20 protein-coding genes are annotated in these 23,967 nt (G+C 67.4%); 11 read left to right on the top strand and 9 right to left on the bottom strand.

The features are described 5' to 3' along the window. Positions 1-226 precede the first annotated feature (226 nt). Positions 227-3,790 (top strand): hybrid sensor histidine kinase/response regulator, encoded by a 3,564-nt coding sequence (locus AC1DNE_RS09350; RefSeq protein ID WP_476764928.1) that lies wholly within the window; start codon positions 227-229, stop codon positions 3,788-3,790. A 6-nt stretch (positions 3,791-3,796) separates the two neighbouring features. On the opposite strand, the gene AC1DNE_RS09345 is transcribed toward AC1DNE_RS09350, so the two are convergent. Further along, on the bottom strand, positions 3,797-4,357 hold the full coding sequence (locus tag AC1DNE_RS09345; RefSeq protein WP_441468723.1) for a thioesterase family protein: 561 nt from the start codon (positions 4,355-4,357) through the stop codon (positions 3,797-3,799). 120 nt (positions 4,358-4,477) lie between these two features. Here AC1DNE_RS09345 and AC1DNE_RS09340 point away from each other — a divergent pair, with 120 nt between their 5' ends. The 4 genes from AC1DNE_RS09340 to AC1DNE_RS09325 all read left to right on the top strand — a co-directional run bounded on the left by AC1DNE_RS09340 (position 4,478) and on the right by AC1DNE_RS09325 (position 6,997). Continuing rightward, entirely contained in the window at positions 4,478-4,990 is a 513-nt protein-coding gene (locus AC1DNE_RS09340; RefSeq protein ID WP_441468724.1) for a tyrosine phosphatase family protein, read from the top strand. A gap of 147 nt (positions 4,991-5,137) precedes the next feature. Beyond that, complete coding sequence (locus AC1DNE_RS09335) at positions 5,138-5,602, top strand: Lrp/AsnC family transcriptional regulator (RefSeq protein ID WP_441468969.1); 465 nt, start codon at positions 5,138-5,140, stop codon at positions 5,600-5,602. A gap of 73 nt (positions 5,603-5,675) precedes the next feature. Beyond that, positions 5,676-5,948: an exodeoxyribonuclease VII small subunit gene (locus AC1DNE_RS09330; RefSeq protein ID WP_441468725.1), complete on the top strand. Its 273-nt coding sequence runs from the start codon at positions 5,676-5,678 to the stop codon at positions 5,946-5,948. Positions 5,949-6,076: 128 nt separating this feature from the next. Beyond that, a complete protein-coding gene (locus AC1DNE_RS09325; RefSeq protein ID WP_441468726.1) occupies positions 6,077-6,997 on the top strand; it encodes a pirin family protein in 921 nt (306 codons plus the stop codon). Positions 6,998-7,025: 28 nt separating this feature from the next. Here AC1DNE_RS09325 and AC1DNE_RS09320 read toward each other — a convergent pair whose 3' ends face one another. Then, a complete protein-coding gene (locus AC1DNE_RS09320; RefSeq protein WP_441468727.1) occupies positions 7,026-8,255 on the bottom strand; it encodes an MFS transporter in 1,230 nt (409 codons plus the stop codon). Between the two features lie 181 nt (positions 8,256-8,436). Here AC1DNE_RS09320 and dxs point away from each other — a divergent pair, with 181 nt between their 5' ends. Together dxs and AC1DNE_RS09310 are read left to right on the top strand one after the other, a co-directional pair. Beyond that, positions 8,437-10,347: a 1-deoxy-D-xylulose-5-phosphate synthase gene (gene dxs, locus AC1DNE_RS09315; RefSeq protein WP_441468728.1), complete on the top strand. Its 1,911-nt coding sequence runs from the start codon at positions 8,437-8,439 to the stop codon at positions 10,345-10,347. A gap of 9 nt (positions 10,348-10,356) precedes the next feature. Next, entirely contained in the window at positions 10,357-11,085 is a 729-nt protein-coding gene (locus AC1DNE_RS09310; RefSeq protein ID WP_441468729.1) for a TlyA family RNA methyltransferase, read from the top strand. Here AC1DNE_RS09310 and AC1DNE_RS09305 read toward each other — a convergent pair whose 3' ends face one another. Further along, the gene (locus AC1DNE_RS09305; protein ID WP_441468730.1) at positions 11,086-11,586 is read right to left on the bottom strand and encodes a hypothetical protein; all 501 of its coding nucleotides are present in this window, start codon (positions 11,584-11,586) and stop codon (positions 11,086-11,088) included. An 88-nt stretch (positions 11,587-11,674) separates the two neighbouring features. Here AC1DNE_RS09305 and AC1DNE_RS09300 point away from each other — a divergent pair, with 88 nt between their 5' ends. Together AC1DNE_RS09300 and AC1DNE_RS09295 are read left to right on the top strand one after the other, a co-directional pair. Further along, complete coding sequence (locus tag AC1DNE_RS09300; protein WP_441468731.1) at positions 11,675-12,442, top strand: SOS response-associated peptidase; 768 nt, start codon at positions 11,675-11,677, stop codon at positions 12,440-12,442. Positions 12,443-12,490: 48 nt separating this feature from the next. Continuing rightward, a complete protein-coding gene (locus AC1DNE_RS09295; RefSeq protein ID WP_441468732.1) occupies positions 12,491-14,086 on the top strand; it encodes a gamma-glutamyltransferase family protein in 1,596 nt (531 codons plus the stop codon). 1 nt (position 14,087) lies between these two features. Here the strand turns inward: AC1DNE_RS09295 and AC1DNE_RS09290 are convergent, their stop codons facing one another. From AC1DNE_RS09290 to AC1DNE_RS09270, 5 genes are all read right to left on the bottom strand, one after another. Then, positions 14,088-14,864, bottom strand: a complete 777-nt coding sequence (locus tag AC1DNE_RS09290) for an ABC transporter permease (RefSeq protein ID WP_441468733.1) — start codon at positions 14,862-14,864, stop codon at positions 14,088-14,090. Continuing rightward, positions 14,864-15,589, bottom strand: coding sequence for an ABC transporter ATP-binding protein (locus AC1DNE_RS09285; protein ID WP_476841071.1), 726 nt, complete (start codon positions 15,587-15,589; stop codon positions 14,864-14,866). Before AC1DNE_RS09285 ends, AC1DNE_RS09290 begins: the two co-directional genes overlap by 1 nt. 220 nt (positions 15,590-15,809) lie before the next feature. Beyond that, positions 15,810-16,883 (bottom strand): ABC transporter substrate-binding protein, encoded by a 1,074-nt coding sequence (locus AC1DNE_RS09280; protein ID WP_441468971.1) that lies wholly within the window; start codon positions 16,881-16,883, stop codon positions 15,810-15,812. 262 nt (positions 16,884-17,145) lie between these two features. Further along, positions 17,146-18,558, bottom strand: coding sequence for an FAD-binding oxidoreductase (locus AC1DNE_RS09275; protein ID WP_441468734.1), 1,413 nt, complete (start codon positions 18,556-18,558; stop codon positions 17,146-17,148). A gap of 15 nt (positions 18,559-18,573) precedes the next feature. Further along, positions 18,574-19,812, bottom strand: coding sequence for a class I SAM-dependent RNA methyltransferase (locus tag AC1DNE_RS09270; RefSeq protein ID WP_441468735.1), 1,239 nt, complete (start codon positions 19,810-19,812; stop codon positions 18,574-18,576). Between the two features lie 142 nt (positions 19,813-19,954). Here AC1DNE_RS09270 and AC1DNE_RS09265 point away from each other — a divergent pair, with 142 nt between their 5' ends. Both AC1DNE_RS09265 and corA read left to right on the top strand, forming a co-directional pair. Further along, complete coding sequence (locus AC1DNE_RS09265) at positions 19,955-21,001, top strand: cysteine synthase A (protein ID WP_476764926.1); 1,047 nt, start codon at positions 19,955-19,957, stop codon at positions 20,999-21,001. Between the two features lie 112 nt (positions 21,002-21,113). Further along, the gene (gene corA / locus AC1DNE_RS09260; RefSeq protein ID WP_441468737.1) at positions 21,114-22,166 is read left to right on the top strand and encodes a magnesium/cobalt transporter CorA; all 1,053 of its coding nucleotides are present in this window, start codon (positions 21,114-21,116) and stop codon (positions 22,164-22,166) included. Here corA and AC1DNE_RS09255 read toward each other — a convergent pair. Next, on the bottom strand, positions 22,163-23,941 hold the full coding sequence (locus tag AC1DNE_RS09255) for an SLC13 family permease (protein WP_441468738.1): 1,779 nt from the start codon (positions 23,939-23,941) through the stop codon (positions 22,163-22,165). The genes corA and AC1DNE_RS09255 overlap by 4 nt on opposite strands. Positions 23,942-23,967: the final 26 nt, after the last annotated feature.

Below are 23,967 nucleotides of genomic sequence, written 5' to 3'. Positions count from 1 at the left end.
CAGCCGGTCCCGAACGCTAGACCAACCCGACAGAGCAGGAAAAGCCTAATGCCCGGCCGAATCAGGCGCATCGGGGCTTTTGCGGCAAAGAGCTGGGGATGACTTGCGCCTTTGTCCTATGGCGGGCTCGGAACGCGTCCGATAAACTGCCGCAAAACTCGAAGCGGAAGCTCATGGCGCCTGAACTCCGGCCTCGCTCGCGCATCGTCGCCCCAGGGATCACGGCATGATTCCGGCGTGGACCGTCATCCTGGTCGCGCTCGCCTATCTCTGCGGGCTGTTCGCCGTCGCGCATATCGCCGACACTTCGGGGCGCAAGCTGATGACCGGCCGGGCGCGCACCACGATCTATGCGCTCGCGCTCGGCGTCTACTGCACCTCCTGGACCTTCTACGGCTCGGTCGGCTTCGCAAATCGCGCCGGTTTCGACTTCCTCGGGATCTATGTCGGGCCGATCCTCGTCATCGGCCTCGGACACCGCTTCGTCGCGCGCATCGTCAGCATCGCCAAATCGCAGAACATCACCTCGATCGCGGATTTCGTCGGCGCGCGCTATGGCAAAAGTGAGCGCGTGGCGGCGCTGGCCTGCATCGTCGCCGTCATCGGCGCGCTGCCCTATATCGCGCTGCAACTGAAGGCCGTGGCCAATTCGCTTTCGGTCTTTCTCACCGCGACGGGCGGGCATGCGCTGGTGCCGGGCGTGCCGCTGCTGAGCGACCTGCCCCTCGTCGTCGCGATCGTGCTCGCCGGATTTGCCTGCGCCTTCGGCACGCGCCACATCGACGCCACCGAGCATCAGGACGGGCTCGTGCTCGCGATCGCGGTCGAATCGCTGATCAAGCTCGTAGCGTTCCTCGTGCTCGGTTTCTTCATCGTCTACGGCCTGTTCGGCGGCCCCGGCGATCTGCTCGCCCAGGCAGCCAACCCACCACAGGGGATGGTGCCGATCTGGGAGCGGACCTCGAGCTGGCCGAACTTCCTGACGCTGACCCTGCTGTCGAGCTGCGCGGCGCTGCTGCTGGCGCGCCAGTTCCACATGACGATCGTGGAGAACCGCGACGTCCGCGACGTGCGGCGGGCGGCCTGGATGTTCCCGCTCTACCTCGTGCTGATCAACCTGTTCGTGCTGCCGCTGGCGGCGGCCGGCGAGATCATGATGCCCGGCAGCGGGATCGATCGCGACATGACCGTGCTGCTGCTGCCGTTGCAGCGCGACGCGGGCGTGATCGCACTCCTTGTCTTCGTCGGCGGCCTCTCGGCGGCGACGGCGATGGTGATCGTCGCCTCCGTCGCGCTCGCGATCATGATCTCCAACCACATCGTGATGCCGGTGCTGCTGCGCGTGCGGCGCGCGCTGAGCGACCCGACCCGCTCCCGCCGACTGTTCAGCGACGGCAATGGCAGCACGGGCGGCGATCTCGGCTCACAGGTCGTCATCATCCGCCGCCTCGGCATCTTCCTCGTGATCCTGCTCGGCTATGTCTATTACCGGGCCTCGGGCGAGGCGGCGCTGGTCTCGATCGGCCTGCTCTCCTTCGCCGCGACGGCGCAGATCGCCCCGGCCTTCTTCGGCGGGCTGTTCTGGCGCCGCGGCACTGCCCTCGGCGCGACGGCCGGGCTGACGATCGGCACGCTCGTCTGGGCCTACACCCTGCTGATGCCGAGCCTCGCCTTGCCCGGCGGCTGGTGGAGCGAGGTCGTCGCGCAGGGGCCCTTCGGCGCGCAGAGCCTCAGGCCGGAAGCATTGTTCGGGCTCGACTGGCCGGCGCTGCCGCATGGCGTGTTCTGGAGCCTCGGCCTCAACATCCTCGCCTATGTCGGCTTCTCGCTGCTCAGGCCCGCAAACGCGATGGAGCGGCTGCAGGCCAACGCCTTCGTCGAGTCGCAGCCCGCAGCCATGGCCCAGTCCTTCTCGCTCTGGCGGACCAGCATCACGGAAGGCGAGCTCCAGGCGACGATCGCGCGCTATCTCGGGCAGGAGCGCACGGAGCGGGCCTTTGAGGGCTTCAACTCCAGCCGCGGCGAAACGTCGGACTCGAATCGAGACGCCGACATCCATCTCTTGCGCTTCGGCGAACATCTGCTCTCCTCGGCAATCGGCGCGGCCTCGTCGCGGCTCGTGCTCTCCCTCCTGCTGAAGCGGCGCAACCTCTCGACCGAGGCCGCGTTCAAGCTGCTCGACGACGCCTCCGCCGCCCTCCAGTACAACCGCGACATCCTGCAGCACGGCCTGGACCATGCCGGCCAGGGCATCACGGTGCTCGACCGCGACCTGCGGCTGCTCGCCTGGAACCAGGCCTTCATCCAGCTCTACGACCTGCCGCCCTCGCTGGTGCGCTTCGGCACGGGGCTCGATGAGATCGTGCGCTTCAACGCGGCGCGCGGCGCCTACGGCGATGGCGCGCAGGACGAGCTGATGGCGGCGCGGCTGGAGAGCTTCATCAAGGACCGCGAGCCCGTGCGACTCAAGCTTTATCCCTCGAAGAAGGTGATCGAGGTCCGCACCAACGCCCTGCCGGATGGCGGCTTCGTCACGACCTACACCGACATCACCGAGACCGTGGCCGGCGAGGAAGAACTCGAACGCGCCAATGAGAGCCTCGAGAAGCGCGTCGCCGAGCGCACCGAGGAGCTGCTGCACGTCAATACCGAACTCCAGCGCGCCAAGGCGGAGGCCGAAGCCGCGAACGCCTCGAAGACACGCTTCCTCGCCGCCGCCAGCCACGACATCCTGCAGCCGCTGAATGCCGCGCGGCTCTATGCGACCTCGCTGGTCGAGCGCGACCGCTCCGCCGGCGAGCCCGATCTCGCCGAGAACATCGATGCCTCGCTCGATGCGGTCGAGGAGATCTTGACCGCGCTGCTCGAAATCTCGCGGCTCGATGGCGGCGCGTTGAAGCCCGAGCTGTCCTCTTTCCGCCTCGACGAACTGATGCGCCAGCTCCAGCGCGAGTTCGAGCCGAGCGCCCAGGAGAGGGGCCTGAAGCTCGTCTTCATGCCGACCAGCCTCGCGCTGCGCTCGGACCGGCGCCTGCTGCGCCGGCTGCTGCAGAACCTGATCTCGAACGCGATCAAATACACGCCGAACGGCAAGGTTCTGATCGGCTGCCGCCGCCGGGGCAATCAGGTCGCGGTCGAGGTGATCGACACCGGCCTCGGCATCCCGCAGAGCAAGCAGAAGACCGTGTTCCGCGAGTTCCAGCGGCTCGACCAGGGTGCCAAGGTGGCGCGCGGCCTGGGCCTTGGGCTATCGATCGTCCAGCGTATCGCGCGCGCGCTCGACCATGGGCTGACGCTCGATTCGGCGCCCGGGCGCGGGACGCGCTTCTCGGTGCTGGTGCCGCGCGCCGCGCCCCTGCCGGCGATGGCGACCGGGGCCGCGCCGCGGCAGGCCCCGGCCGGCCAGCTCGCCGGAATGCGGCTGCTGGTGATCGACAACGAGCCTGCCATTCTCGACGGGATGAAACGGCTGCTCGAAGGCTGGGGCTGCCAGGTCAGGACCGCGCCGAGCCTGGAAGAAGCCCTGCCGCATGTCGGCGGCAAGGGCGAAGCCGATGTGCTGATCGCCGATTATCATCTCGACCACGGCAACGGGCTCACCGCGATCAGTGCCTTGAGGGCGCGGGCGCGGACGCCGATGCCGGCGATCCTGCTCACCGCCGACAGGACGCCGCATGTCCGCGAGGCGGCGAATGCGCTCGACGTCTATCTGCTGAACAAGCCGCTGAAGCCCGCGGCGTTGCGCGCCCTGCTGGCGCAGTGGCGCGCGACGCGGCTGGCGGCGGAATAGCCGCTTTCAGCCAGCCCCCGAGGCGGCGCTGCGCATGGATTCCTCGGAGGCGAGGAAAGCCGCCACCTCCGCGGTCGGCGCCGGGCTTTCCACGTCGATGCCGATCTCGCCGAGCAGGCGCGCGACCGGCACATAGGCCCGGGCACCCTTGTCGTAGAGCGCTGCGCGGACCAGCGCGACGGCCGCGACGATCTCCCCGCCATCGCGACCGCGCATCAGCATGCGGTGCTGCATCACCAGCCAGTTCTCGCTCCAGCACAGGATCCTGGTTTCCAGCCGAAACGGCCGGAACAGGCGCATTTCGCGGCGGAAGCGGATCGTGCCGGCATTGACCACAGGCAGCCAGCGATGGCGCAGCACCGCCCGCCACAGCCCGCTGCGCAGCATCAGATCGAGCCGGCCGAGATCCATCAGCGCCCAGTAGCGGCCATTGTTCATGTGCAGGCTGGTGTCGAGATCGTGGAACCAGACGCGGAAAGGCAGAACGGACGCCTCCCCCGGCAAGGCGAGTCCCGGACGGAAACGGGTCGTCAGCAGGAGCCAGATCAGCCGGAGCCAGAGATTCATGGGAGCTTTCGCCGTGGCGGGTCGATGGGTCGCGGCTTCCATGTCATGGAGACGTCGGCACTGTCGATCATGCTATCGTCTGCCCCACCGGTTTCGCGCCGAGACATCCGGAGCCGTCCCTTGCCAAGCCTTCACGTTTGCCCGCTGTCCAGGTTGAGCGAGACCGTCGCCGCCGTCCGCGCCCGCCATCTCGTGACGCTGATCAATGCCGGCACGCCCGTCGAGCGACCGGCAGGGATCGATGCAAACCGCCACCTCTTCCTCGGCATGTCGGATATCAGCACGCCGCTGGAGGGCCATGTCCTGGCCGGGCAGGACCATGTCGAGCGGCTCATCGCCTTCCTGCGCGACTGGGACCGTGAGGCGCCCATGGTGATTCATTGCTGGGCGGGCATCAGCCGCTCGACGGCTGCAGCCTATATCGCCGCCTGTGCGCTCAACCCCAGCCGCGACGAGGAGGAGGCCGCCGACGCGCTGAGGATCGCCGCTCCCTCAGCGACGCCCAATGCCCGGCTCATCGCCCTCGCCGACGCGGTGCTCGGCCGTCGCGGCCGGATGATCCGTGCGATCGGACGAATCGGTCGCGGCGCCGATGCTTTCGAAGGCACGCCTTTCGCCATGCCCCTGGCCTGAATCGGCCTGCGCGGCCGCGCATATTCCTGCAAGGTCAAGGCAAGAAGCTGCGGATGTAAGCGCATCCGCCCAAGATCAACGCAGAAGATTGCTTGCATCGGACGAAATTTGCGACGATGCATCGCGCGGGAGGTTTCCGCAGTGACCATGATGATCGAGCTCGACTCGCGCGACCGCGCCATCCTGCGGCTTCTCCAGCAGGACGGCCGCATCACCAATTCCGACCTCGCCGAGAAGGTGCATCTGTCGCCCTCGGCCTGCCTGCGGCGCGTGCGGCAGCTCGAGGAAAGCGGCCTGATCCGCGGCTATGCGATGATGCTTGACGACAAGATCGCGGGCTTTCCCGGCACGGCCTTCGTCTTCGTCACGCTCGACCAGCAGGGCCGCGCCTCGCTGGAAAGCTTCGAGCAGGCGGTGCAGAGCCTACCGGAGATCCTCGAATGCCATCTGCTCGCCGGCGCACATGACTATCTGATGCGCGTGATCTATCGCGACAGCGCCGATTTCGAGCGCATCCACACCGACATCATCACGCAATTGCCGGGCGTCACGCGCGTCCAGTCGACACTGACGCTGCGCACCATCAAGAAGACCTCGGCGCTGCCGGTCTGATCGGCCTCCGACGAACCGGGTTGCGGCAAGGCGCGCTCCGGCCGATAAGCTCACGGCAAAGAGGAATCGGTCCGTGAGCCAAGACAGCAAGTCTCAAGACAATCCGAATGCCGATATCGCGGCCCTGCCCTTCGAGGCGGCGATGAAGGAGCTCGAAGGCATCGTCGCGCGGCTGGAGCGCGGCGACGTGCCGCTTGAGGAATCGATCGCGATCTATACGCGCGGCGAGGCGCTGAAAGCGCGCTGCGACGCGCTTCTGAAGCAGGCGGAAGCCCGCATCGAGCGCATCACGCTCGGCGCCGACGGCAAACCGACGGGCACGACGCCGCTCGACGTCGACGGCTGACCCGGAACGGCTGCGGCCCCGACAGCGGGGACCTTGAGATTGCGCCTCTGCCAGCGGCCGGTTGCAGCCGGCCTGCTTGCCCGCGAGCGCGATCGGGATCACGCTTCGTCCCAACCAAGGAGGCCGCCATGTCGCAACTGCCCGCCGACGACCCGATCCTGGGCGATGCCCGCTCCTGCGAGGCCATCGAAAAGGTGATCGTGCCACGCACGCGCGATCTCGGCGGTTTCCAGGTCCGCCGCGCCCTCCCCGCGATCGGCCAGCGCATGGTCGGCCCCTTCATCTTCTTCGATCAGATGGGGCCGGCCGAATTCCATCTCGGGGAAGGGCTCGACGTCCGCCCGCATCCGCATATCGGCCTTTCGACGGTCACCTATCTCTTCGACGGCGAGATCATGCACCGCGACTCGCTCGGCACGGCGCTGGCGATCAAGCCAGGCGCGGTCAACCTGATGACCGCCGGGCGCGGCATCGTCCATTCCGAGCGGACCGGACTGGAGGCGCGGGCCACGGGCCCGAAGCTCTACGGCATCCAGGCCTGGCTCGCCCTGCCGAAGACGCATGAGGAGATCGCCCCGCAATTCGTGCATCACGGTGCGCCCGAGCTGCCGAGGATCGTCGAAGGCGGGAAGCGCATCAGCCTGATCATGGGCTCGGCCTATGGCCAGACCTCGCCGGTGCAGTTCCCCTGGGAGGCGCTCTATGCCGAAGCCGTGCTCTCGCCCGGTTCCATCCTGCCGCTAGACCCCGACTACGACGAGCGCGCAGTCTATATCGTCTCGGGCAAGATCGACATCGCCGGCGAGGAGTTCGGCGCCGGCCAGTTGCTCGTCTTCAGGCCGGGCGACCGCATCTCCATCCTCGCGGTCGACCAGAGCCGCCTGATGCTGGTCGGCGGCGAGCCGATGGACGGCCCCCGCAATATCTGGTGGAACTTCGTCTCCTCGTCGAAGGAGCGCATCGAGCAGGCCAAGCAGGAGTGGAAGACCGGCCGCTTCGACACCGTGCCCGGCGACGACAAGGAGTTCATTCCGCTGCCCGAGGGCTGAAACAGTCGGCCGGCTGCCGCCGCCCCGTTCAGGCAATCTCGGACAGGTCCCGCAGCCTCGGCACCTGGGAAAAAGCGATGACGAGCAGCTGAACCAGGAAGCCCGCCGTCGCGAGCCCCAGGCACGCGGCGATGCCGAAATGCGCCGCCACGGATGCGCCGATCGCGGCACCCAGCGGCCTCGCGCCGAAGGTCGCCGTCATGATCAAGGCAGAGACACGACCGAGCATCGCATTGGGAGTGACCGCCTGCCGCAATGTCATCGTCGAGATCGTCCAGATGATCGGCCCGACACCGAACAGGAAGAAGCTCGTGCCGACCAGATTGACGGACGGAATCCAGAGCGTCGCAAGCATCACGGCGGCTGCACAAAGGCCGGCGAGCGGCCCGAGCAGGATCAGCGTCCCGAAAGTGACCTGCCGCGCAATATGAGGGGCGAGGACAGCGCCGACGATCATTCCCGCGCCGTAGATGCCGAGGGTGACGCCGACCTCGGTCGCACCGAGGCCGAGATTCTGGACGGCGTATGCCACATAGACCGCCTGGAAGACGAACCAGGAGACGTTGAAGAAGACCGCCGTCACCAGGATCGGCCTGAGCAGATCGTGGCCGGCGACGAAGCGAGCGCCCTCCTTCAAATCGTGCAGGAGATCGCGTCGTGGGCCGGACGGTGCCTCATCCCTCGGCAGGCCGGCCAGCAGGAGCGCGGCGAGGATCGAGAGCCCGGCCGCCAGACCGTAAGCCGTCGACACGCCGATCCATCCGACGAGCGCCCCGCCGAGCGCCGGGCCCCCGGCATAGGCGGCGCTGCGCGCCAGCTCCAGCCAGCGATTGGCGTCCGCAAGCCGGGCGCGCGGCACCACGGATGGAACGAAGGCCGGTGCCGCCACGCTGTAGCAGACCGTACCGACGGCGCCGAGCGCGCCGAGCACGGCGAGCCAGGTGAGGTTGAGGCCACCGGAGACCAGCAGCAACGGAATGGCGAGCAGCGACAGCGCACGCAGCGCTTCCGTGCCGACCATGAGCCGGCGCCGCGAGGCACGGTCGACCATCAGCCCTGCGGGAATCGACAGCAGAAGGAAGGGCAAAGTCTGTGCCGTCTGCAGCCAGCCGGTCTCGGCCGGGCCGGCCGAGAGCAGGAGAACCGCAGCCAAGGGTGCGGCGGCCAGCGCGATCTGCTCCGAGAACTGGGCAGAGAGATTGGACCAGCCGATGCGCCTGAATGCCGCCGGCAGAGGTGTGATATCGGTCGGGTTCATCGCTTGATGTCCTCAGAAGCAGTCGTGAGGACACTGAAAAGCCTTGCCGGCGTGGGAACCACCCGTTTCGTGGGAAGATGCTGCCTCGCCGATGCAGAGGCAGATCCCAACCGTGGTTTGCCAGCGCGGCGCGCAGGCACTATTTCAGGACAGAACCATTCCAACGAGCCCGGACAGCCTCGTGCCACGCCCTGCGACTCCTCTGCTCGACACGATCCACGATGCCGCCGATCTGCGAGAGCTCGACGATGCCCAGCTTCGGCAAGTGGCGGATGAGCTGCGGCTGGAAACGATCGACGCCGTCTCCGTCACCGGCGGACATCTCGGCGCCGGGCTCGGCGTGGTCGAGCTCACCGTCGCGCTGCATCATGTCTTCGACACCCCGCGCGACCGGCTGATCTGGGATGTCGGTCACCAGGCCTATCCACACAAGATCCTGACCGGGCGGCGCGAGCGCATCCGCACGCTGCGCCAGCCGGGCGGCCTTTCCGGCTTCACCAAGCGCTCCGAGAGCGAATACGATCCCTTCGGCGCCGCCCATTCCTCGACCTCGATCTCCGCCGGGCTCGGCATGGCCGTCGGGCGCGATCTCAAGGGCGAGCGCAACAACGTCATCGCCGTGATCGGCGACGGCGCTATGTCGGCCGGCATGGCCTATGAAGCCATGAACAATGCCGGTGCGCTCGGTTCGCGCCTGATCGTCATCCTCAACGACAACGACATGTCGATCGCCCCGCCGGTCGGTGCGATGTCGGCCTATCTGGCGCGGCTGGTCTCGGGCCGGACCTATCGTTCCCTGCGCGAAGTCGCCAAGCAGCTCGCCGAGCGGCTGCCGCGCTTCTTCCACGACAAGGCGAAGCGCACCGAGGAATATGCCCGCGGCTTCTGGACCGGCGGGACGATGTTCGAGGAGCTCGGCTTCTACTATGTCGGGCCGATCGACGGGCACAATCTCGACCATCTGCTGCCGGTGCTGCGCAACGTCCGCGACGCCGGGAACGGGCCGATCCTCGTCCATGTCGTGACGCAGAAGGGCAAGGGCTACGCCCCGGCCGAGGCCAGCGCCGACAAATATCACGGCGTCGTCAAGTTCGATCCCGTGACCGGCCTGCAGGCCAAGGCGCCGGCGAATGCGCCGAGCTACACGGGCGTCTTCGCCAACGCGCTGATCAAGCAGGCGCGGGAGGACGAAAAGGTCGTCGCCGTCACCGCCGCCATGCCGTCCGGCACCGGGCTCGATGCCTTCGGCAAGGAGTTTCCCTCGCGCACCTTCGACGTCGGCATCGCCGAGCAGCATGCGGTGACCTTCGCGGCCGGGCTCGCGACCGAGGGCTACAAGCCCTTCGTCGCGATCTACTCCACCTTCATGCAGCGCGCCTATGACCAGATCGTCCATGATGTGGCGCTACAGAAGCTCCCCGTTCGCTTTGCGCTGGACCGAGCCGGGCTTGTCGGCGCGGATGGCGCAACCCATGCCGGCTCCTTCGACATCGCCTATCTCGCCTGCCTGCCCGACATGGTGGTGATGGCGGCGGCCGACGAGGCCGAGCTCACCCATATGGTCGCGACCGCCGCCGCCTATGACGAAGGGCCGATCGCCTTCCGCTATCCGCGCGGCGAAGGCGTCGGCGTCGAGATTCCGGATGTCGGCATGCCCTTGGAGATCGGCAAGGGCCGCATCGTGCGTGAAGGGACGCGCGTCGCCCTGCTCTCGCTCGGCACGCGCCTGGCGGAAGCGCTTAAGGCAGCCGATCTGCTGGCCCAGCGCGGGCTCTCGACCACGGTCGCCGATGCGCGCTTCGCCAAGCCTCTCGATGAAGCGCTGATCCTCAAGCTCGCCCGCGAGCATGAGATCCTGATCACGATCGAGGAAGGCTCGGTCGGCGGCTTCGGCAGCCATGTGCTGCATCTGCTGGCGCGCAGCGGCGCGCTCGATGCGGGCCTGAAGGTGCGGACGCTGACCCTGCCTGACGTCTACCAGGATCACGACAAACCCGACGCGATGTATGCCGCCGCCGGGCTCGACGCTGCCGGCATCGTCGCCGCCGTCGATGGCGCGCTCGGGGCGCCGAACGTCGTCAAGCGCGCCTGATATTCACCCATGAAAAGCCGTGCGGACCAACTGCTCGTCGAGCGCGGCTTCTTCGAGAGCCGCGCGCGGGCGCAGGCCGCTATCGCCGCCGGGCTCGTCAGCGTCGCCGGCCGGCCGGTACGCAAGGCCTCGGAAATGGTGGCTGATGACGCCGAGCTGACCGCCGAGGCGCCTCACCCTTACGTCTCGCGCGGCGGCCTCAAGCTGGAAGGCGCCCTCAATGCCTTCGGCTTCGATCCGCAAGGGCTGGTCTGCCTCGATGTCGGCTCCTCGACCGGCGGCTTCACCGACCTCCTGCTGAAGCGCGGCGCACGCCAGGTCGTCGCCGTCGATGTCGGGCGCGACCAGCTCCACAATTCGCTGCGGACCGATCCGCGCGTCACCAGCTTCGAAGGCCAGGACATCCGAACGCTGGCTTCGGAAGCCCTGCCGGCGCGGCCGAGCCTCGCCGCGATCGACGTCAGCTTCATCTCGCTCAAGCTGGTGTTGCCGGCCGTGGCCGCGCTGCTCGCGCCGGCTGCCGGCATCGCGGCGCTGATCAAGCCCCAGTTCGAGGCCGGCCGCGCCGCCCTCAAAAAGGGCATCGTCCGGGACGAAGCGATTCAGCGTCAGGTCTGCGACGACATCGTCACGGCGTTGCGTGCGCTTGGCTTCACGGTCGACGGACCGATCCCTTCCCCGATCGACGGCGGCGACGGCAACCGGGAGTTCCTCGTCGGGGCGCGGCGGAAAGCGTGATCAGCGCGTCAACAGCGCGTCGATCTGCGCTTGCAGAACAGCATCCTCGACGGCCGTGATGTCGATCATGCCGTTGGCGTTGATGAACTGCGTGGCGCGGGCGATCTGCCGGCGCAGCGCATCGCTCGCCACGTTGACGATCATCGGCAGCTCCTTCGGTTGCGGCGTCTCTGCAAGCAAAGCTGTCACGGTGCGCACCAGCCGGGTCATCGATCGGCAGACATCCTCGAACGCGCTCGCGTGGACGGGATCGATGCGGTCATAGGCCGCCAGCGCCGAAGCCGCGCAACGCAAGGGCGAGCGTCGGAAATGCTCGCGATAGCTGATGCTCTGCCAGGCCTGGAGATCGGCGACGAGACTCTCGTCCATGCCGGCCATCTCGATCAGCATCAGGGCTTCGCTGTAGCGGTTGAGGAAATCGGTCGAGAGCCGGGGAGCGTCGACGCTTCCAGCCAGTCCCACCGGCACCTCGGCCAGCACATTCGTCGCGATGGCACTCATCTTCTGCCCCGGAATCGGCGCGACTATGTTTGGCCAACCGGAAAGAAAGTGTTGATCTGACCGCCTCGTCTCGACGTAAACAGCCGGCATGTGCGGACGCTATGCGATCACCCTCCCCCCTGAAGCGATGCGCGAGGCCTTCGGCTATCGCGAGCAGCCGAACTTCCCGCCGCGCTACAATATCGCACCGACACAGCCGGTGCCTGCGGTGCTCGTGCATGACGGGGCACCGCGCTTCCTGCTGATGCGCTGGGGCTTCATTCCCGGCTGGGTGAAGGACGCGAGGGACTTTCCGCTCGTCATCAACGTCCGCAGCGAGAGCGCCGCCGAGAAGCCGTCTTTCCGCAATGCTCTGACGCGCCGGCGCTGTCTGCTGCCCGCCGATGCCTTCTATGAATGGCGGCGCAGCGGTGCCGGCCGGCAGGCGCAGAGCGAGGCCTTCCTGTTCCGCCGGCCCGATCGCGGCTTCTTCGCCTTCGCCGCGCTGTGGGAGACCTGGCATTCCCCGGATGGGTCCGAGATCGACACGGTCGCGATGATGACCGGTCCGGCGAACGGCCTGATGGCCGCCATCCACCACCGCTGCCCGATCATTCTCGATCCGCGCGACTATGCTGCGTGGCTCGATCCGCAGGCCACGGCCGAGCAGACCAGGCGCCTGCTCAAGCCGCCGCCGGACGATCTGCTGGAAGCCGTCGCCATCGGCAACGCCGTCAACAAGGTCGCCAATGACAGTCCGGAGGTGCAGTTGCCTCTGGCCGAGCTGCCCGATCAGGAGCCCCCCGAAGCGCCGAAGCGCCATGCGCGCAAAGCGGCCCGGCCTCCCACGGATGACGGGCAAGGCAGCCTGTTCTAGCGCTGGAATCATGCTCTGATCGTCGCAGAAGACGACGAGGAGACGCAGATGCACGGCCGCCGCCCCACCATGACCTCCCGCCACGGCATGGTCGCCGCGGCCCATCCGTTGGCGGCACAGGCCGGCGCGAGATTGCTGGCGCAGGGCGGCAACGCCTTCGACGCCGCAGCCGCCACCGCCGCCGCGCTCAATGTCGTCGAGCCCTTCATGTCCGGCCTCGCAGGGATGGGCTTTGCGACACTATGGGTCGCCGCCGAGCGGCGCGTGCGGGTGCTCGATTTCGTACCGCCGATCCCGGCCAGCTTCCCGGCCGAACGCTTCAGCAAACGCAGCGACCTCGAACGCGGCCCGCTCGCCGTCGCCGCCCCCGGCAACCTCGCCGGCTGGTGCGAGCTGGCGAAGACCTACGGCCGCAAATCGTTGCCGGAGATCTTCGCGCCGGCCATCGCGCTGGCGCGGGATGGTTTCGCGCTAGCCGAGTTCGGCGCGGCGGAGTTCGAGGAGAACGATCCGCTGCTGCAGAACCGCCCCGCGCTCTATCCGGCCTGGTCCCGGAACTATCAGCCCGGCGGCGCGCTGCATCTCGGTTCGCTGCTGGTGCAGTCCGACCTCGCCCAAACCTTCAGCGAGATCGCCGAGAAGGGGCCCGATCACTTCTACCGCGGCGCCCTCGGCGAGAAGGTGATTGCCCATCTGCAAGCGCTCGGCGGCTCGATGACCATGGCCGATCTCGCGGCGGTGAAGACGGTGTGGCGCGAGCCGCTGGCGGCGAGCTTCCACGGGCTGAGCGTTCATGTGCCGCCGCCGCCCTGCGAAGGCTTCCAGTTCCTGCTGACGCTGCGCCTGCTCGACGGGCTCGACCTCGCCGCCCTGAGGAAGGACGGGCCTGATCATCTCGACCTCGTCTACCGCGCCATCCGCCTCGCCGCCGGCGAGCGCATCGCCCACAACAACCCCAGCCCTGACAAGCTCGCCGAACTTTTGTCCGACGACGCGGTGGAGCGGCTGCGCAAGCGCCTCACCGACGGCAAGCCGGTGACGGGGCCGACCGAGCAGTGGACGCCGCAGGAGAGCGAGGACCCGGCGCATACGACGTCGTTCTCGATCGCCGACAGCGACGGCAACCTGATCTGCATCACGCAGAGCCTCGGCAGCCCCTTCGGCAGCGGCGTCGTCGTGCCCGGCACGGGTCTGTGCCTCAATAACTTCCTGTATTGGGCGGATGTGCAGACCGGCAGCCCGAACCGGGCCAAGCCCGGCGATGCGCTGGCGATGTGCATGTCCCCGTCGATCTCGACGCGCGACGGCAAACCGGTGCTCGCGCTCGGCACGCCCGGCAGCTACGGCATCATGCAGACGCAGGCCCAGGCGATGGTCCAGCACCTCGCCTTCGGCCTGCCGCTGCAGGAGGCGATCGAGGCGCCGCGCGCCCGGCTCTGGGACGGCCACCTCGTCGAGATCGAGAACCGGGTCGCGCCTGAGACCATCGACGAGCTCGTCCGGCGCGGCCATGATGCCCGCGCCTTCGATGTCGGCTGGACGATGCGCTGCGGTGGCATGCAGGCGGTCGCCGTCGATCCGGCGACCGGTGTGTCCACAGGCGCCGCAGATCCGCGCCGCGACGGTTACGTCGCGACGCCGTAATTCAGGCGACGATCTCGCCGCGGAAGGCCCAGCGGGTCATCCGCCGCTCGACCAAGGCGCAAAGCGCGTAAAGCGCCATGCCCATGATGGCGATGGAGAACAGGCCGGCGAAGGTCGTCGGCGCGTCGTTGCGCGCGCCGGCCGAGAGCATCAGGAAGCCGATGCCGCGATTGCCGCCCACGGTCTCCGACAGCACCGAGCCGACGAAGGCGAGCGTCACCGCGACCTTCAGGCTGGCGAAGAGATAGGGCATCGCGCGGGGCACGCCGACCTTGGTGAGGATTTCCCATTGGCTCGCGCCGAGCGAGCGCATCACGTCGCGCATCTCGGGCTCGATGGTGGCGAGGCCCGTGGCGACGTTCACGACGATCGGGAAGAAGGAGATGACGAAGGCGGTGATCACCGCCGGCAGCGCGCCGACGCCGACCCAGATCATCAGGATCGGTACGATCGCGACCTTCGGGATCGCGTTGAAGGCGATCAGCAGCGGGTAGAGACCGGAATAGACGAAGGGCGAGGCGCCGATGGCCAGGCCCAGCAGCAGGCCGAAGCCGATCGCCAGTGCGAAGCCGATGAGCGTGGTCCAGAGCGTCTCCAGGCAGAAGCGCAGCAGGATGTCCCAGCGCTGAACCATCGTCTCGAAGATGCGCGTCGGGCGCGGCGCCAGAATCTCGGGCACGTCGAAGACGATGCAGGCCAGCTCCCAGGCGAGCAGCAGGCCTGCCATGGCAAGCCAGGGCATGGCGAGGAGCAATATGCGCCTCTGAGTCTCGCTCATCACGCATGCTCCAGATGGATGCGTTCGCGCAGTTCGTGGACGATGTCGACGAACTCGACCGAGAAGGTCGTCTCCAGCGTGCGCGGGCGCGGCAGCTCGATCTTGCGGATCTTGACGATCTTTCCGGGGCGCCGGCTCATCACATAGACGGTGTCGGCGAGATAGACCGCCTCGCGCAGATCGTGCGTGACGAGGACCGCTGTGAACCGGCGCTCCATCCAGAGCTTCTGCATCACGCTCCAGAGCTCTTCACGGGTGAAGGCGTCGAGCGCGCCGAAGGGCTCGTCGAGCATCAGGATATCCGGCTCGTGGACGAGCGCGCGGCACAGGCTGGAGCGCTGCTGCATGCCGCCCGAGAGCTGCCAAGGGTACTTCTGGCCGAAGCCGCCAAGGCCGACCGAGGCCAGCAGCGCCTCGCCGCGCGCGATATATTCGGCCTTGTTGGCGCGGAAGCGGCGCTTGTGCGGCTCGACCACCTCCAGCGGCAGCAGGATGTTGTCGAGCGTCGTGCGCCAGGGCATCAGGGTCGGCGCCTGGAAGGCCATACCGACGCCGCTTATCGGCCCCTTCACCACCTGCCCGTGGACCCGAACCTCCCCTCCACTCGGCGGCAGCAGCCCGGTGACGAGTTTCATCAGGGTCGACTTGCCGCAGCCGGATGGGCCGACCACGGCGATGAACTCGCCCTTGGCGATGGAGAGCGTGGCATCTTCAAGCGCCAGCATGCGGCCGGGCCCGCTGCCATAGGCGAGGCTGACCTGCCGCAGTTCGACGAGAGGCGGTTGGGAGTTATTCCCCCCCAAGCCCTCATCCTGAGGAGCAGGCCGGGATGCCTGCGTCTCGAAGGATGGTCCAGATATCACGGGAGCCTCCTGAAGCATCCTTCGAGACGCCGCTCCTGCCGGAACAGCTCCTCAGGATGAGGGCCGGGGATGGAACGGCGCGTCAGGGCGCGACCATCCGCTCCGCCTTCGGCGGCAGGAACTTGCCCGTGAAGACCTTGTCCGGCTCCGGCGCGGAAGGCAGGCCGAAGGCTTCGGCCACGTCCTTGACCGAGCGGGCGAAGCGGGCCGGCTCGACATCGCCCATGCCGTTTTCCTTCACGAAGGGCGTCAGCACGTTCATCCGAAGCGACATGTCGAGGCGCTCTGCCTCCAGCTTCTCGTCGATCAGCGGGTCGCGCTTCTTGGCGGCAGCGATGCCGAGCGCCGGATTGGCAGCGACTTCCTTCCAGGCCTTGGCGGTGGCGCGCAGGAAGCCGGTCACGGCCTCGGGCTTCGCCGCCAGCGCCGGCGAGACGATGATACCGTTGCCGTAAACATCCATCTTGTAGTCGGAGTAGTTGAACGAGACGACGTCCTCCGCCTTCACGCCGCGCGCCTTCAGATCGAGGATCGAGGAGAAATAGTGCCCGGAAATGAAGTCGACCGTGCCCTGCACCAGCGACTGCTCACGCAGTTGCGGCGTCAGGTTGACGTGCTGGACGGTAGCAGCGTCGAGCCCGACCTTCTTGGCGAAGGCCGGGAACAGCCGGAATGAGGCGTCGAAGACCGGCGCGCCGAGCTTCTTGCCGGCGAGATCGGTCGGCTTTGTGATGCCGCTCTTCTTCAGCGCATGGACGCCGAAGGGCGGGAAATCATAGGCCATGAACACGCAGAGGATTTCCTTGCCCGCGTTCTTGGCGTTGTACTCGATCAGCGAGTTCACATCGGCGAAGCCGATATCGTAGGCGCCGGTCGCGACACGCTGGACTGCGCCGGCCGAGCCCTGGCCGGGGTCCATCGTCACGTCGAGCCCTTCGGCCTTGTAGTAGCCCTTGTCGAGCGCGACGAGGAAGGGCGAGGTCGGCCCCTGAAAGACCCAGTCGAGCGTGAATTTCAGCGAAGTCTGGGCGGCCGCCGGCATCGCCCCGGCCAGTGCAGCCGCTCCCACCAAGGCCGCACCGACAAGACCGCGCCGCGTCGGCCCGAAGCCCGTCATCCGCGCGCAATTCGACAGCATCCGCGTCACGCCGATCATACCAGCCAACCCCTCATGTTCTCGTTATGAGGCCGAAGGCTAGAGATGAGGCAAAAAGCGGTCAATCGAGCGCAGGGCGCATCCTGCCAAATTTTTGAGCAGGACGTTCCGGCAGCGATGCTTCACGACGCAGCCTGCCGATGGCGCGGGCAAGGGTTTGTGCCCTCCAGGAGCGATCGTCATTCTCGGGCGGAGCGGAACGCAGACCCGCGAATCTTGATCAGCAGATGCTCGGGTCAAGCCCGAGCATGACGAGCGCCACTCATTCCTGCGCCAGCATCGCGCCCGGGTTCAGAATCCCCCGCGGATCGAGCGTCTGCTTGATCGCGCGCATCAGGTCGAGCTCCACGGGGTCCTTCACGCCCGGCAGCAGGTCGCGCTTCAGGCGGCCAATGCCGTGCTCGGCCGAGATGGAGCCGTGGAGTTCCGTGACGATGGCATGGACCGCCTCGTTCATCTCGCTCCAGCGCGCGAGATAGGCGGCCTTGTCGGCGCCGACCGGCTGGCTGATGTTGAAATGGATGTTGCCGTCGCCGAGATGGCCGAAGGGCACGGGGCGGCAGCCCGGGACCATCGCTTCCACCGTCGCAATCGCGCGCTTCAGGAATTCCGGCGTGGCGTGGACCGGCACCGAAACGTCATGCTTGATCGAGCCGCCCTCATAGGTCTGCACCTCCGACATCATCTCGCGCAGCTTCCAGAAATCGGCGCGCTGGGTCAGCGACCCCGCCAGCGCAGCGTCGGTGACGATGCCATTCTCCAGCGCCTCGCCGAGGAAAGCTTCGACATGCTCGTCGAGCCCGGCGGCGGACTGGGCTGAGGCCTCCATCAGCACATACCAGGGCGACGGCTCGGATAGCGGGTCGCGCGCGCCGGACGCATGGCGCAGGACGAAATCCAGACCGATGCGCGGCATCAGTTCGAAGGTGGTCAGAGTGCCGCCGGCGCCGGCCTTCGCGGCGTTGAGTAAGGCAAGCGCCGCTTCCGGGTCCGGCACGGCAAGGAAGGCGGTGGCGCGGGCCGCCGGCAGCGGGAAGAGCTTGAGCACCGCGGCGGTGATGATGCCGAGCGTGCCTTCGGCGCCGATGAAGAGATCCTTCAGGTCGTAGCCGGTGTTGTCCTTGCGGAGCTGGCGCAGGCCGTTCCAGATGCGTCCGTCCGGCAGGACGACTTCGAGCCCAAGGCAGAGCTCGCGGGCATTGCCATAGGCAAGCACGGCGGTGCCGCCGGCATTGGTCGAGAGGTTACCGCCGATGGTGCAGGAGCCTTCCGAGGCGAGCGAGAGCGGGAAGAGGCGACCGGCCGCCTCGGCCGCATCCTGCGCCCGCTTCAGGGTGACGCCAGCCTCGACGATCATGGTGTCGCCGTCGGTGTCGACCGCCCGGATCTTGTCGAGGCGCTGCAGCGAGAGGATGACTTCCCTGCCCTCCGCAATCGGGATCTGGCCGCCGACGAGCCCGGTATTGCCGCCCTGCGGCACCAGCGTCGTGCCGGTCTCGGCGGCGAGCTTCACCAGCTCCGCGACCTCGGCAGTCGAGCCTGGGCGGACGATTCCTTGCGCCTTGCCGCGGAAGAGATCGCGCCACTCCTTGAGATAGGGCACCATGGCGTCGGCATCGGTGATAACGTTCTTCGCGCCGACGATGCCGGCCATGCGATCAAGAATTGCGCTCATCCTGAAGCCCTGTCCTCAGCCCTTCCTGCCTCGCCGGAACACGCCGACGAGCTCGACATGGGCGGAATAGCGGAACTGGTCGACCGGCGTCACGGCCTCCAGCGCATAACCGCCCGCAACCAGCGTCGCAGCGTCGCGCGCGAAACTGCCGGCGTCGCAGGAAACGTAGACCACATCCCGGACCTTCGAGGCCGCAAGCCGCTTGACCTGCGCCTCCGCACCGGCGCGCGGCGGGTCGAGCACGACGACGTCGAAACCGTTGAGCTCATGCTCCAGCAGCGGGCGGCGGAACAGGTCGCGCGTCTCGGTCGCGATGGGTTTGAGCCCCTGCGTCGCGCCGGCGCCTTTGGTCAGAGCGAGCATCGCCGCCTTCTCGGTCTCGACGGCCAGCACCTGCATGCGCTCGGCCATACGGAAGCTGAACGGGCCGCAACCGGCGAAGAGATCGGCGACACGCTTTCCCTTCGGCAGGGCAGCCATGACGAGTCCGGCCAGAGCCTCCTCGCCCGCCGCCGTCGCCTGCAGGAAGCCCCCCGCGGCCGGCGCGACCAGCGCCTTGCCCATATGCTGCAAGGGCGGGCGGCGCTCGACGACGATCTCGCCATGGTTGGAGAGCCGGGCGAGGTCGAGCCGTTCCGCGAGTTGGGTCAGGGCCAGCCTGAGTTTGTCGGCGACCGGGCCGTGGCCACGCATGTCGACATCGAGCCCCGCCTCCGAGGCGGTGATCTGGATATCCAGCGGCTTGTTCGATCCGCCCATGCGGTTCGCCAGCATCTGCGCGACGGCAGGCGCTCGATCGAGGCCCGGCGCCAGCACCGGGCAGGCCTCGACCGCGATCAACTCATGGCTGCGTGCCGCCATGAAGCCGACGACCATCGCCTCGCCTTGGCGGCGAGCGTGGAAGGTGACACGCCGGCGCCCGGCGCCATGGGCATCGACGAGATCGGCGACCGGCGCCTCGATGCCGGCGCGGCTCAGCGCCGTGATCACCTGCTGGCGCTTCCATTCCCGGTAGAGGCCGGGCTCCATGTGCTGCGCCGCGCAGCCGCCGCAGCGGGTGAAGAGCGGGCAGATCGCAGCGATGCGGGATTCGGAGGGCGCGATGATCTCGACGAGTTGCCCGCGCTCGCCGTCGACCACTGCGCGCACGGTCTCGCCCGGCAGCGCATAGGGAACGAACACGGTGCCAGCGGGCGTCTGCACGATACCGTCGCCGCGCTGACCGAGGCGATCGACGACCAGAATTTCATTCATGGCGAGCCTTGGAGAAGAGTTTTCTCCCTGCTGCGGCTTGGCGACTGGCATGGTTGCGAACCCGGGGCGTGCGGCCCGCTTGCTTGGTGACCTTGGCGAGTGTTTCGCCTATCAGGTCAGAGACGAATTGGGAAATCCGGCCATGACCATCCGCAACGGCGTCATCGAAGCCATCGGCAACACCCCACTCATCAAGCTGCAGAAGGCGTCGCAGGAAACGGGTTGCGCCATCCTCGGCAAGGCCGAATTCATGAATCCCGGACAGTCGGTGAAGGACCGCGCCGCGCTCGCCATCATCCGCGACGCCGAGGCGAAGGGGCAGCTCAAGCCGGGCGGCGTCATCGTCGAAGGCACGGCGGGCAATACCGGCATCGGCATCGCGCTGGTCGGCAATGCGCTGGGCTATCGCTCGGTCATCGTCATCCCGGAGACGCAGAGCCAGGAAAAGAAGGAAATGCTGCGGCTCGCCGGCGCGACGCTGGTCGAGGTGCCGGCCGCGCCTTATGCCAATCCGAACAACTACGTGAAGGTCTCGGGCCGCCTAGCCGAGGAGTTGGCGAAGAGCGAAGCGAACGGCGCGATCTGGGCCAACCAGTTCGACAATGTCGCCAACCGGCAGGGCCATTTCGACACCACCGGCCCGGAAATCTGGGATCAGACGGCGGGCAAGGTCGACGGCTTCATCTGCGCGGTGGGCTCGGGCGGCACGCTCGCCGGCGTCGGCATGGCGCTGAAGGCACGCAATCCGAAGGTGACGATCGGCCTCGCCGATCCTATGGGCGCTGCGCTGTATTCCTATTACACGAGCGGCGTGCTCAAGGCGGAGGGATCCTCGATCACCGAGGGTATCGGCCAGGGCCGCATCACCGCCAATCTGGAAGGCGCACCGGTCGATGCCGCCTTCCAGATCCCGGATGCGGAAGCGGTCCAGATCGTCTTCGATCTGCTGGAGCAGGAAGGCCTCTGCCTCGGCGGCTCCTCCGGCATCAACGTCGCCGGCGCGATCCGGCTGGCGAAGCAGATGGGCCCCGGCCACACCATCGTGACGGTGCTGTGCGACTATGGCACGCGCTACCAGTCCAAGCTGTTCAACCCCGAATTCCTGCGCTCGAAGAACCTGCCCGTTCCCGGCTGGCTGGAGCGCGATGCCGCGGCGCTGAAGCAGGTCGCTGCCAGGGTGATGGCGTAAAAGTCGGAATCATCGCCGCCAAAGCGCTCGCTTTGGCGGAAAAGTGATTTCCACGGACCGGGAACAGTTCTAGCCTGCCTTATGGTGATCTCGCGACCGACGGGGTGATCAGATGACAGTCTCGAACGTCCGGTTTGCCGCCTCCGCGGCGCCCAAGCCGCTCCCTCGCGATCCCGTCGAGGGGCAACTCCACGCAGCCGGCGTCGTCGCATCGAGCGTCTACGCTCACGGTGTGCGCATCGCCGACATCCCGGTCGAGGAAGCCGGCGACTGGGCGCAAAAGGACGACCATGTCGTCTGGATCGGACTTTTCGAGCCCGATCCAGCCCTGCTCAAATGCGTACAGCAGCAGTTCAACCTGCATCCGCTCGCGGTCGAGGATGCGACCAACGCCCATCAGCGCCCGAAGCTCGAACAATATGGCGACGCCCTGTTCGTGGTGGCGCGCACCGCGCAACTGATCGACGGGCGCATCGCCTTCGGCGAGACGCATATCTTCATCGGCCGCGGCTATATCGTCAGCGTGCGCCATGGCGCCTCGACCTCCTACACCTCGGTCCGGCAGCATTGGGAGACCTGCCCGACTTCGCTGGCGAAGGGCGAGGATTTCATCCTCTATGCGATCCTCGACTTCATCGTCGACAATTACATGCCGGTGCTCGAAGCGATCCATGACGAGGTGGAGGCAATCGAGGACAGGGTCCTGGCCAAGCCGATGACGCGCTCCGATATCGAGCGGCTCTACATGCTCAGGCGCGATCTGCTGCGGCTACGCAATGCCATCGGGCCGCTGGTCGACGTCTGCCAGCGCCTGACCAACGGGAACATCCCGCAGGTAAGGCCGGCGCTCGCCACGATGTTCCGCGACGTGACCGACCATGTCCGCACGGTGCAGGAGAAGATCGACAGCCTGCGCGAAGTGCTGGCCTTCGCGTTCGAGGCGAGCCTGCTGGTCGGCCAGAGCCAGGAGAACGCGATCACCAAACGGCTCGCCTCCTGGGCCGCCATCCTGGCGGTTCCGACCGCTGTCGCCGGCATCTACGGCATGAACTTCAAGAACATGCCGGAGCTGGAATTCCAGTATGGCTACTACCTCGTCCTGGCGCTCATCGCCTGCGCCTGCGCTACGCTCTACTGGCGGTTCAGGCGGAACGGCTGGCTCTAGCGCAGCGGCCAGACCAGCAGGATCATCGGCACGGCGAGCAAGATGACGATGAGGGAGAGCGGCGCGCCGAGCCTCGCATAGTCGCTGAAGCGGTAGCCGCCCGGCCCCATCACCAGCGTGTTGCACTGGTGTCCGATCGGCGTGAGGAAATCGCAGGCTGCGCCGATCGCGACCGCCATCAGGAAGGCATCGGGATTGTAGCCGAGGTTCTTGGCGAAGCCGGCGCCGATCGGCGCCATGACGAGCACGGTCGCGGCGTTGTTCAGGAAGGGCGTCACCGCCATCGCGGCAACCAGGATCAAAGCGACCGCGGCCCAGCCCGGCAGGCCGCCGCCGATCACGGCGAGCCAGGATGCGAAGAGATCGGTGGCGCCGGTCGCGCGCAAGGATTCGCTGACCGGGATCAACGCCGCCAGCATCACCAGGATCGGCGCATCGACGTTGTTGTAGGCTTCGCGCAGCGGCACGCAGCGGAAGGCGATCAGCAACACGGCCGCGGCGAAGAAGACGAGCGGCACCGGCGCGAGACCGGTCGCGAGAGCTATGATCGCCGCGAGCGTGATCGCGACGGTCAGCACGACGCGGCGCGTCAGGCCAAGCGGCACGAGCCGGTCGGCCAAGGGCAGCAGCCCCATCTCCGAGAGCTTTTCCGGCAGCAGTTTCTCATCGCCCTGGATGACGACGATGTCGCCGGCGCGCAGGCGGATATCGCGCAGCCGCTGGCTGAAGCGCTCCCCGGAACGGCTGATCGCGATCATGTTGACGCCGAAGCGGCTGTGAAGCGCCATGTCGCCGGCCGATTGACCGATGAGGACGGACCCCGGCCCGATGATCGCCTCTGCGACGCGGTCAGGATCCAGCGCATCCTCCTTTTGCGTCGGGCGATCCTTGCCGATGAGGTCGAGCCGCCCCTCTGCGACGACCCGCTCCAGCACGGCGGCGTCACCGCGCAGCAGCAGAATATCGCCCGCGCGCAGGCCCGCGTCCGGCAGGGGCGCCTGCTCCCGTCGCTCGTTGCGCAGGATCGAGACGATCTCGGCTCCGCCACCGCCGATGGCCTTGAGATCGGCGACTGTCCTGCCGGCAAGGAGCGACTTCTCGGTCAGCTTTGCTTCGGTGAGGTAATCCTTGATGTCGATGGCCTGGTCGAGCGAGACCGCGCCGCGCCGGTCGCGCGGCAGAAGCCGGTAGCCGACGCTGAGGAAGGCGCAGCCCGCAAGCGCCACGACGATGCCGACCGGCGCGAAATCGAACATGCCGAAAGGCTGGCCGCCGAGCTCCTGCCGCACGCGCGCGACGATGACGTTCGGCGAGGTGCCGACCAGCGTGACGATGCCGCCCAGCAGCGAGGCGAAGGCCATCGGCATCAGGAAAACCGAGGGCGATTTCCCGTCCTTGCGCGCGAGCTGGTAGGCGATGGGCAGCATCATCGCGAGCGCGCCGATGTTCTTGATGATCGCCGACAAGATCGCGACGGCGAAGACGAGCAACGGCACCTCGAGCTGGGTCGAGGACAGGCGCGGGCCCAGCTTCGAGAACAGCCGTTCGATGATGCGCGACCGGGCCACGGCAGAGCTCAGAACCAGCGCGCTGCCGACGATGATCACGATGTCGTCGGAAAAGCCCTTGAACGCCTCTGCCGCCGGCACCAGCCCGAGCGCCACGGCGAGCAACAGCGCCAGCATCGCGACGATGTCGTAGCGCAGCCGCCCCCAGAGGAAGGCGGCCATCATGCCGGCGACGAGAAGGACGGAAAGAAGCTGAGGCTGGGTCATCCGGTCGTCACGGTCGCCGCCGCACG

It is taken from the genome of Allobosea sp. 05L423, assembly GCF_056397745.1.
The sequence above is the reverse complement of the archived record's forward strand: the minus strand, read 5'-3'. Positions and strand labels throughout refer to the sequence as shown.